Here is a 10764-nt window from a genome sequence, read left to right as displayed (position 1 = left end):
TCCGGGTACCTTCGGATTTCAAGCCGATCGTTTTCAGGAAGCTCGGCGCAGTATCGGGCTCAGCAGCAGGAAACAGTAAATGGCTGCCCCGAGTGCAACGGCCAGCAATGCAAGCCAGTCAGTGGTGGTCGCGACATAGCTGAGCTTTGACAGGGTAAGGGTTGGGGCCAACAGGGCCGCTCCGATGCCCGCAGCGGCACACAGCAGGTAAAGAAGGGCAGGCCTTGGTCCGCGCTTTTTCCAGCCTGACAGCTGGGTCAGTACCAGTGGTACCAGCAACAGTACCAGCAGCCACCAGTAAGGCTTTAGCGAGTAAAGAATGATCGTGATTATGCCTTCAAAAGTCATTGTTGCCCCCTACACCTGTCCGTTGAGCATGGCGTAATACGCCGGCTGCAGCATTTTTTCCTTCATTACCCACACCGCCCAGGACTCTTCAGTCGGGCTGATGAAGGAGAAGGACGGCATCAGTTTGCCGCCATAGCCGAACTCGGCCAGCACGGCACGGCCAATCGAGGTAATCAGCGGGCAGGAGGTGTAGCCGTCATACTTCGCCAGCAGGGGCTGTCCTGCCAGATAGGCCAGGATATTTGCCTCTGCTACGGGAGCCTGCTTTTTCACACTGGCAGCCGTCTTGCCGAAGGGGGTGCCAATAACATCTCCAACGCCGAAAATCTCCGGATAGCGGCGGTGTTGCAGACTGTACTGGTCAATCTCAAGCCACTGATTGGCCATGGGCCCTTCCTGCCAGGCCAGCTCACTCTGCCGCACTGCATCCGGTGCGCTCATGGGAGGAACAACATGGATGAAGTCATAGGATTCCCGCTCTGTCTGGCCATCTGCTGACGAGAACAGGGCGGTTTTGCTGCTCGCATCAATACCGACAAGCGTACGCTGATTGTGGAGGCCAACCTGTTGCTCCTGCCAGCGATTCAGCACGAAATCGTTGTATACCGGTACTGAAAACACGCGATTCTGATATGGAGTAAAGAAATCCACCTGGAACTGGTCACGCTTGCCGGACTCTTCCAGTCGTGACAGGGTCGTAAAGGTCATTTTCAAGGGGGCGCCAGCACACTTCAGGGCTGTATCGCAGAGGGTGAAAATGGCGCGCCCTGAACCTTGCTTGATCAGTGATTCGATCTGGGCGCTGGTGGCGCTGGCCGCAGCGGGGCTGGCGTAGACGCTGCCGATACCGTTGTGGCCGATCAGGTCGGTGCTCATGCCTTCAATATCGGTGTAGTTCAGCTGACAGCCAGTGGCGATCACCAGCAGGTCATATTCCAGTGTCTGGCCATCCGTCAGTTTGACCTTGCGCTGGTCCGGCATGAACTCGCTGACATCCGAAGGGATCCAGCTGACACCGGATGGCAGCCATTCAGCCGTACTGCTGGCAACCTTGTCCGCGGGCCAAAGACCTGAGGCAATCATTGTGTAACCGGGCTGGTACAGGTGCTGCTGACGCTCCCCCGCAATGGTGATTCTTGCATCCGAAAGTGAATTGTTGAGACGGTTGGTGATGGCTGTACCCGCCGCTCCAGCGCCGAGAATAACGATACGTGCATTGCTGCCCTGACGGGCAAACGCTGTGCTGAAAGGCAGTGTGGACATGGCGGTCGCGCCCAGGCCCAGTTGCAGAATCCGGCGGCGTCCGGGGCTTTGAGGTGCTGAAGCCTTAAAGGGGTGCATGATAGCGCCTCCGTTATTACTTTTAATAATAAGCATATTACAAATAAATTATACACAACGGAGGGCTTTAATGACCTGCGACATACTGTCGCAGGTCAATTCAGTACGGTGCGGGCAAAAAAAATCCGCTCAGGCAAGCCGGAGCGGACGGAATAACAACAAACAACAGATAAAGAATCGACACCAAGGTGTCAGGATCAGGCAGCAGTCACTGCCTCAATCCGGCGGGCAGCATCTGCCCCAATACGGCAACCGTATACGCCAACTTCACCTTTCCAGCGCATCCAGGTCAGGAAGTCTGCAGCCTGAGCCAGCAGCTTTGACAGTGCGCCAGCTTCAGCCTTGCAGGGCTGGTCAGCGTACCCCATGGCGATCAGCTCCTGGTGGATGCGGCGATCGTCATTCGGAATACCGGTGTACTGATTGAATTTCATAACAACACTCCCCGAACTTTGTGTGTTAGACGTTAGTATTATAATAGCGTCTGTTGCGCTGCACAAGAGGGCGTTATGACAAGTGCATGAATCTTCACTGGACAGGTCTCCGGTTGGCGATAGTATACTGTATATAAATACAGAAATAAGGGGTTGATGGTTATGCCAGCAGTGATTATCGGCCGGGGTGGAGTGTTTCAGCCGCTGTGGATTCCTTTGCAGTTGGAGTCGGTGTGTGCCGGTTTTCCCTCTCCTGCGCAGGACTATGTGGAACAGGTATTGGACTTGAATCAACTGTGCGTCCAGCGTCCGGCCGCCACATTCTTTGTGCGGGTCAGTGGTGACTCCATGCTTGAGGCCGGCATCTGCCCGGGTGATATTCTGGTGGTGGACCGCTCGCTGGAGGCTGTCAGCGGGGATACGGTTGTGGCCAGTCTGGATAACGAGTTCACGGTCAAGGAACTGCAGCTGAAGCCCGTGCCCAGGCTCCTGCCGCGCAACCGCCGTTACCCGGTCATTGATCTGAAAGCGGAGCAGGAGCTGGAGATATTTGGCGTGGTGGTTGGTGTTGTCAGGCAGATGAGGCGCGGATGAGCAAAACCTTTGCACTGGTGGACTGCAACAGCTTCTACGCCTCCTGTGAAAAGCTGTTTCGGCCTGACCTTAAACATTCTCCGGTTGTGGTGTTGTCAAACAATGATGGTTGTGTGGTGGCGCGCTCGCCAGAGGCAAAGGCCCTGGGGATCGGTATGGCGGTCCCCTTCTTTCAGGTGCAGGCACTGGCCGAGCGCCAGGGCGTGGCCGTTTTTTCCTCCAATTATGCTCTGTATGCGGATATTTCGGCGCGCGTGATGAGTGTGCTTGAGGAGATGGCACCTGCGGTAGAGGTCTATTCCATTGATGAGGCCTTTCTTGATCTGAGCGGGGTAGGGCGAGTCTGCAGCCTCGAAACATTCGGTCAACAGGTGCGTGATCGGGTGCAGCGCTGGGTTGGCGTTACGGTAGGGGTCGGAATTGCGCCCAGCAAGACACTGGCGAAACTGGCCAATCATGCGGCCAAGCAGTATCCGGCCACAGGCGGAGTCGTCGATCTGAGCTGCCCCGAGCGCCAACGGCGCCTATTGCGACGGGTACCGGTTGCAGATGTGTGGGACGTTGGGCGGCGCCTGACTCGGCAGCTGCAGGAGCAAGGCGTGCAAACGGCAGCAGACTTGGCAGCCATGCCACCTCGTTTGGCACGCCAGCGCTTTTCGGTAGTGCTGGAACGCACCATCCGAGAGCTGAATGGTGAGTCCTGTCTGTCACTGGAGCAGCAGCCAGCGGTGAAGCAACAGATCATCTGCAGCCGCTCGTTCGGCCAGCGCATCAGTCAATTTGAAGAGATGAAACAGGCGATCTGCACCTATGCTGCCCGTGCCGCCGAAAAACTGCGGCAGGAGGGTCAGTACGCCAAAGTCGTCAGTGTATTCATCCGTACAAGCTCCTTTCGACCGGGAGAGCCCTTTTACAGCAATGCAGCCACGGCCGAGCTGCCAATTCCCGATGACGACAGTCGAGTGATTATCAATCGGGCCGTCCTGCTGCTGCGTCAGATCTGGCGTGATGGGCATCGCTACATGAAAGCGGGCGTTATGCTGGGGGATTTTCATGCCCCCGGCTGCTACCAGCCGGAGCTGTTTGATACCCCGGCGGTCTCACCCGGCAGTCGAGAGCTGATGCAGGTGCTGGACCAAATCAACCGCAGCGGCCGTGGGCAGGTATTTTTTGCCGGGCAGGGTATGCGCACCGGGTGGGCGATGAAACGGGAGCGGCTGTCTCCCTCTTACACCACGCGCTGGGAGGATATACCCTGTGTACGTTAGCCAGCTGAACTGAAGGTGTCATGAGCCATGAGTCAGACCAGACCCTCCCGCGTGATCCGTGCGACCGTTCTGCACTGTTTGGCCAATCCGGCCGAACAAGGCGAAAAGGCGATCGAGCACCTGCAGGACGGCCTGCTCTGGATTGAGCAGGGGCGCATCAAGGCGCTTGGAGAGTATAAAGCGCTGGTGGCACAGTTGCCTGCCGGGCTGGTCATTGAAGATAGGCGGGGCTCCCTGTTGATACCCGGCCTGATCGATACCCACAACCACTATCCACAACTGAGCATCGCGGCCAGCCCGGCCGGAGCGTTGTTTGAGTGGTTAACCAAACGAGCCTTTCCCGCCGAGGCGGCCATTCATGATGCCGTGACGGCAGAGGCGATGGCAGAGCGCTTTATCCGTGAGCTGCTGCGCAACGGTACGACAACCGCAATGGTATTCGCTGGCGTGCAGCCCTGGAGTGCGGATGCCTTTTTTCGAGTGGCGCAGCGATACAACCTGCGCATGATCAGTGGCAAGGTACTGCAGGATCGACTGGTACCGGCTGAACTGCGTGAGCCACTGGCGCAGGCACGTGAACATTGCGATGAACTGATCGCACGCTGGCATGGGGTCGACCGGCTCAGTTACGCACTGACCCCTCGCTTTGCGCCGGCCTGTTCCGAAGCATTGCTGGCCTGGTGTGGCGACCGTCTCGATGGACATCCCGACCTTTACCTGCAAACCCATCTTGCGGAAACGCCCTCTGAGTGTGATCGCGTCCAGCAACTCTTTCCCGAGCGTAAGGGGTATCTGGATGTCTATGACCACTATGGACTGTTGCGCCCGCGCAGTCTGTTTGCACATGCCATCCATCTGAGTGCCGCCGAACAGCACCGCCTGGGTGCCAGTGGGGCCAGCGTGGCACATTGCCCCTCGTCCAACCTGCTGCTGGGCTCTGGACTGATGCCGTTGCAGGCCCTGCGGCAGGCGGGTGTCTCCCTGTCGGTCGGGACCGATGTGGGCGCGGGGCCGAGCTGCTCAATACTGAAAACACTGGCAGATGCGGTACGGGTACAGCAACTGCGAGGCGAGCCGTTGAACCCGCTTTACGCCTTCTACCTGGCAACCCTGGGTGGCGCCAGAGCCCTGCAGCTGGAGTCATGTGCAGGAAACCTGCAGCCGGGTACCGAAGCGGATTTTCTGATGCTGGAGATGTCCGCTGTTCCGGAGCTGGCTGCGCGCAGTGAAGCAGTGAAAAGTATAGAGGAACTGCTGGCGCTGATCATTCTGCTGGGCGACGATCGGCTGGTTGCTGAAATCAACATACTGGGCAATCCGGTGGAGTTGAACGACTGAAGCTTCAACAGCATTACTCTATACTGCCTGCAGATTCGCTACTCAGAGATATCCAAAATGAAACGACGTAATGCAGTGCACGCAGTGGCAATAACCTTCTTGGCCAGCGCCATGGCCATGCCACAGGCCACGGCTGCCTGGGATGACCTGCTCAAGCAGGGTCAGCAATTGCTGGAGGGGCAAAACCGCTCAGAGCAGAGCGGAACGGCAGTGCCGGCGGGCATGGACACGGCGACTCTGGCACGCGGGCTCAAAGAAGCGCTGCGAGTGGGTGGCGAGCGTGCCATCGGCCAGCTTGCCGCAACCGATGGCTACTATGGTCGCCCCGACGTGCGGATACCGTTGCCGGGCATGCTCGAAAGCGGGGCCGGGCTTCTGCGTCGTGCCGGGCTTGAGTCCTACGTGGAAACCTTTGAGCGCAGTATGAACCGCGCCGCTGAGCAGGCGATCAGTGAAGCGACGCCCGTGTTTCTGGATACGCTTGAACAGATGACACTGGAAGATGCCCGCCGCATTTACTCCGGTGGCGACAACGCCGCAACCGAGTATTTCCGTGACAAAACCTCAACCCGGCTACAGCAGCGCATGCAGCCGCTGATCAGCGAGGCCATGTCTGCCAGCGGCGTTAGCCTCGCCTATGAAGCACTGGTGCAACAGGCTGAGTCATATCTGCCACTGCTGCAGGGATACAGCCCAGACCTGAATGAGCATGTTACTTCGCGCGCGCTTGAAGGGCTGTTTCTTCGATTGGGTGAGGAAGAACGCTTGATACGTCAGCAGCCTGCCGCACGGACAACCGAACTGCTGAAGCAGGTGTTTGGGTCTTGAAAAGGTGGTACCAGCGGCCGGACTCGAACCGGCACACCCGTTAAGGCGGGGGATTTTGAATTACATGTGTCTACTCTAAATGCTTGTAAATCAGTTAGTTACGAGCGTTTACGCAATGTCTACAAAATACTCTACAATACATGACTTAACTTTACACACTAAATCAAGCTTCATCAAGCTAGTTCTTGATATGTCAAAAACGGATTTTGATCACATGATCGACGCGCTGCAACAGTCGCAACTCATAAAAGAAGATGATAATCGTTACAAAATAGAGGATGGCCTATGGATATATAGACAGCTCAAAAAATCGAAAAAATGGTATGTGCGTGTTGTCATAAAACAAAATGATAAAAAAACAGAAGAAAAAAAATCATTAGAAACAGAAGATTTTAATGAGGCGTTTAAAAGAGCTATACGAAAAAAAATAGAACTTGAAGCATTAGCAGAAGCAGGTGTAATAGAGGATAAAAATGAGAGTTTATTTTTTTCAAATATAGCAAAAAAAGTAATAGAAGATTTTGATCAAGCAATTGAAAAAGCAAAAGGGGAAAGAATTACTGAAAAAGATTATAAGTCAATTTTAGTTAATCATGTAATTCCGTACTTTAAAAATAAAAGCATTAAAAAAATCGACTTGATTGATATTGAAGAATACTTGATTCAACTAGAAAATAAATCGAAAACAACACTTACGAAGCAAAAAACAGCAATAAAAAAAGTTTTCGATAAAGCCGTTCGTCTGCGACTTATAAAAGATGTTGAAGTACCAATTTTTAAATCAGTAAAAGTTAAGCATGATGATTCAGAGCGTATTACAGAGCCGTTTTCAGAACATGATTTAAACGTTTTTAAAGATAATTATCAGTCATTTATTGATAGCGCAACAAAAGAAAAATCGAAGCACTATCGTCAAGCCTTTCAGTATTATTTTTCTTTCCTGCTTGCTACCGGCGTACGTCCCGGCGAAGAGCCTTTAAATATAAAATACAACGATATCGAAAAACGGAAAGACAAAAAAACAAGTCAAAATTTTTATGTTATTAAAATAACTTCAGGTAAAACACAGACTAAAAATAAAGCGCGGCTTATAGCTGTTGATAAAACTGCAATTAAAGCAATCGAAGCTGTTTCTAAAATACTCATAAATGAAGAAAATCGTAATATTGACGAGTTAATAAAGCAACATCCAGATCGCTATATATTTAAAAGCTATGTTTACGATGCATTTCCAACATATGCGGACATTTTTCGTAAAGAGCAGCTTCTGGGGTTCGTAGCCGATAAGCTGAAATACAAAGATTACGTGCTGTATAGCTGTCGTACAACATATATAAACAACAAAATAGCTGACGGCATACCGCTGAATGATATAGCTGATCACTGCGGAAATTCAGTACAAACCATTGAAAAATATTATAAAAAAGCCACGCTTATGAATAGCATGCCACAGCATATTAAAGCGGATATAGTGGATTATGACTTTGAAAAAGATGTAAAAGAGTCAGCAAATAAAGCAGCAGATTACTTTAAAGATGGACCAAAATTAAGCATTAAAAATACTTATTTTAAATAATTCACGTCAGCAAAAAATGCACACCACTCGCATCAATGTACTCCGGGTCTGTACAGGGGGTGGAGGCATGAGCAGCAACAAGCTATACCACCTCGCAGCAATACAAATAATTTGAATTCATTCAAAAATATTTCGCATAAACCATCCATTTTTAGCTAAAAATGGATGGTTTTACACAAGTCTTTTGTTATCAACCTCCTATCATTAACTATAATATAAAAGAAGGGGGGGGACTCACTCCTCTTTTTAATCCTCTGGATTAAAAAGACCGTTCGCCTACGCTTACGCTCCGGGAATCCCCCCCCTTCTTTTTACCGCTATTTAAATGGAACGAATTGATAACAAGGAGTTGTTATGCACGCAATACTAAACCGTAAAATGCTTAAAAAAATGAATGATACCGGAAAATGGGACGAAGACTTTATTAAGTATGTTGCTGGTAATTTAAACCTTATCATCGCGCACGATGCTTTTATGCTGCCACCGGACAAGCTTAACGCTGCTATTGCTGCGATTTTAAGTAAGCAGGCACTAACAAGCGATGGCGGCGACGATGACGACAATGGTCTAGATTTTGGAATATAATATCATTTATTAAACAAGGAGATAAAAATGAACGAACTTTATATTGTAAATTCCGAAAATGATGAAGTTATAGCATTTGCCGAAGTAAGCGATGACGATATAAACGACTTAAATTTAATAGCAACATGTAGTTTATCTGTTTTCCAGAATAGCGAGTTAATCGAATTAATGGGCACGTATTATGCTTACACAAAAGATCAAATCTTGGAGCTAGGCTGGGACACTGAAACCTCAATATATAGTGCAGAATTAAAAACTGCATCTAAAAACAGCTTTATGCTCAAGCTGATAATATAACCATTTTTTAAATAGGAAGGATTTTATAATGAGTGATTTAATAAAGCGCTATCCTTTTTCAAAAGATAAGGAGATTAAAGTGGAGATCAGCAGAGAGCAGATGGCCGCGATCCTTTACGCGCAGGATTATGGTTTAAAGCGGATGGACCCCGACGCACTGGCGGTTCTGGATAGTGTTATGGATACTTTAACTTATAAGTTACATCCATAAATATTTACATCAATGTTTTTTTGAGGGTGTTATTCACCCTCTGACACGGAGGTCATCGTATGAACTACGAAGCACAACAGGAGGAGCAACGCATTAAGCGAGAGCAGGAGCGCATACGCTCCGAGGCAAAGCGCAATGCAACCCAGCGTGAACGCGATCAGCGCAGCGGCAAAGGCGGCACTAAGGGCAGCGGTAAGGCTGGCCGCATATCTGGTTGTGGCTTTGCCATCATGCGCACACAAAAGCTTAAAACATTCGCGCAAATTACGGGCGCGGGGAAGCACGTACAGCGCTTGCAAAACACGCCCAACGCTAACCCAAAACTAACTGCACAAAACCGCCAGCTGCTCGGCTCCGGCAATCTAAGCGCTGATGTAAAAGCGTACATTGAGCAAAACGTGCAAGGCAATATTCGCAAAAATGCCGTGTTATGTATCGAGCAGCTTTTAACAGCGTCTCCCGAATTTTTTGAAAATGACCCGGACAGCGAAAAGCTTAATGCTTGGGTCGAGGCCCAGAAGCAGTATATCGCGGATCAGTGGGGCGATAACTGCGTATCTGCCGTTCTACATCTGGACGAAAAGACCCCACATATTCATGCACATATAGTACCCGTCGTCGATAACAAGCTTAATCAAAAAAAATTGATCGGGGGATCGAAGTTCAGGATGCGCGAACTTCAGGATGAATACGCCGAAGCAATGAAGCATCTAGGACTTCAGCGGGGCATCGAAAAAACCAAGGCAGCACATACAGATATCAAGAGCTTTTACGGTCAGATTCAGCCCATGCCAGCCCCTGATATCTCGATATCTAATTCTCTAAAAAACCGCTTAAACCCAGCTGCGGCCTTTGCCGATGCCACGGCTGCATTAAGGCAGGAACTGACAACAACTAAAGCACAATTAGCAGCACTTCAGGCAAGCCAAAGCAACAGTAAAAAACGGGCCAAAGTTGTTAATAAAATAAAGGAAAATGCAGATAAAAGCGTCGAACGCGCAAATAGTGAACTGGTAAAAGTAAAGGATGATAATGCTAACCTTCGTTCTATCAATAAACAGCTAATTAATGAGCAGGCAATGCACGCTGAGCAGCTAGCTTTATACCAAAAATACATAGAGCATATAAAGGAATTGGAACGGCAAGAGCAGTTAAAACGAGAGTGTGAACAGCTTAAGCAGCAAGCCCAGAATACCCGCCAATACCAGAAAACCGACCATTCGTCGAGCCGTGGTTTTGGGCGTTAAGTCCGGGGTTTTTAGGCTGATTAAATCAAGTATTCTCATTTATTATTGAATTTTAAAAAAGGTTACATAAAAGCATCCATTTTTGGTCTTAAATGGATGCTTTTTTAAAATGAGTTATTGATGCGCCGGTAACTTTTACTATAATTAATAATGCGCGCAAAGCAACGGAATGTACCGCCGTACGGGCGGCTTAGAAGATTAGCACGGATGCTAAAAAGCGCGTCTACCATCGAATAGATGGATTATATAAGCCGCCGATGGGCGGATAAAAAAATGGGGCGGTAAGCCGCCCCATTAATCTCTAGGTGGAATAAATTATAGCAGACGATAGGAGTAAGTAAACACTTACAGCACGCAATTCCATCATATTTAAAAGTTTTTTTAAAATGCATGGAATTTATTATGTTAGCACCCACTTACCGGCTATCTGCCGCCTCCGCTACGCCAAAAGCTGAAGGTTATGCAAAATATGTACAGCACATTAAGCTAAAACGCCCGCTCTGCTGTCCCTTCAACTTCCCAGATTTTAACCACGCTGCAAACATAAACTTAATTTGCAGCGTAACACCTGATAATATACGTCGAAAAGAGTCCGAAATTAGCCCCCTCTGTCAGGATAGTTGTCGCGTCCTTTGTTAAACTCTCTTATTCACTCAGGGGCGTTTGGAGATCTGTATGCCTCGTTACTCCGATGAGC

Annotated in this window: 12 protein-coding genes; 9 read left to right on the top strand and 3 right to left on the bottom strand. The window is 49.9% G+C overall.

Annotated elements, in window-relative coordinates; genetic code table 11:
- Positions 1–33: 33 nt before the first annotated feature.
- The 3 genes from ABIE60_RS15805 to ABIE60_RS15795 form a co-directional block, all read right to left on the bottom strand.
- Positions 34–348 carry a hypothetical protein gene (locus tag ABIE60_RS15805; protein ID WP_354470466.1) on the bottom strand — a complete coding sequence of 105 codons (315 nt, stop codon included), beginning with the start codon at positions 346–348 and terminating at the stop codon, positions 34–36.
- Positions 349–357: 9 nt separating this feature from the next.
- Entirely contained in the window at positions 358–1689 is a 1332-nt protein-coding gene (locus ABIE60_RS15800; protein ID WP_354470465.1) for an NAD(P)/FAD-dependent oxidoreductase, read from the bottom strand.
- 197 nt (positions 1690–1886) lie between these two features.
- Complete coding sequence (locus tag ABIE60_RS15795; RefSeq protein WP_354470464.1) at positions 1887–2123, bottom strand: hypothetical protein; 237 nt, start codon at positions 2121–2123, stop codon at positions 1887–1889.
- A gap of 162 nt (positions 2124–2285) precedes the next feature.
- Between ABIE60_RS15795 and ABIE60_RS15790 the strand changes: the two genes are divergently transcribed.
- The 9 genes from ABIE60_RS15790 to mobV all read left to right on the top strand — a co-directional run bounded on the left by ABIE60_RS15790 (position 2286) and on the right by mobV (position 10067).
- Positions 2286–2717 (top strand): LexA family protein, encoded by a 432-nt coding sequence (locus tag ABIE60_RS15790; RefSeq protein WP_354470463.1) that lies wholly within the window; start codon positions 2286–2288, stop codon positions 2715–2717.
- Positions 2714–3985, top strand: coding sequence for a translesion error-prone DNA polymerase V subunit UmuC (umuC, locus tag ABIE60_RS15785; protein WP_354470462.1), 1272 nt, complete (start codon positions 2714–2716; stop codon positions 3983–3985). The genes ABIE60_RS15790 and umuC overlap by 4 nt, the downstream gene beginning before the upstream one ends.
- Before the next feature lie 27 nt (positions 3986–4012).
- Complete coding sequence (gene guaD, locus ABIE60_RS15780; RefSeq protein WP_354470461.1) at positions 4013–5323, top strand: guanine deaminase; 1311 nt, start codon at positions 4013–4015, stop codon at positions 5321–5323.
- A gap of 57 nt (positions 5324–5380) precedes the next feature.
- Entirely contained in the window at positions 5381–6151 is a 771-nt protein-coding gene (locus ABIE60_RS15775) for a DUF4197 domain-containing protein (RefSeq protein ID WP_354470460.1), read from the top strand.
- A gap of 214 nt (positions 6152–6365) precedes the next feature.
- A complete protein-coding gene (locus tag ABIE60_RS15770; protein WP_354470459.1) occupies positions 6366–7727 on the top strand; it encodes a tyrosine-type recombinase/integrase in 1362 nt (453 codons plus the stop codon).
- Between the two features lie 354 nt (positions 7728–8081).
- Positions 8082–8312: a hypothetical protein gene (locus ABIE60_RS15765; RefSeq protein WP_354470458.1), complete on the top strand. Its 231-nt coding sequence runs from the start codon at positions 8082–8084 to the stop codon at positions 8310–8312.
- Positions 8313–8339: 27 nt separating this feature from the next.
- Positions 8340–8609, top strand: a complete 270-nt coding sequence (locus ABIE60_RS15760; RefSeq protein WP_354470457.1) for a hypothetical protein — start codon at positions 8340–8342, stop codon at positions 8607–8609.
- A 28-nt stretch (positions 8610–8637) separates the two neighbouring features.
- The gene (locus tag ABIE60_RS15755) at positions 8638–8820 is read left to right on the top strand and encodes a hypothetical protein (protein WP_354470456.1); all 183 of its coding nucleotides are present in this window, start codon (positions 8638–8640) and stop codon (positions 8818–8820) included.
- Positions 8821–8879: 59 nt separating this feature from the next.
- Positions 8880–10067, top strand: coding sequence for a MobV family relaxase (gene mobV, locus ABIE60_RS15750; protein ID WP_354470455.1), 1188 nt, complete (start codon positions 8880–8882; stop codon positions 10065–10067).
- Positions 10068–10764: the final 697 nt, after the last annotated feature.

Source organism: Marinobacterium sp. MBR-109 (assembly GCF_040547565.1).
In the GTDB taxonomy this organism is placed as follows: Bacteria; Pseudomonadota; Gammaproteobacteria; order Pseudomonadales; family Balneatricaceae; genus Marinobacterium.
The sequence above is the reverse complement of the archived record's forward strand: the minus strand, read 5'-3'. Positions and strand labels throughout refer to the sequence as shown.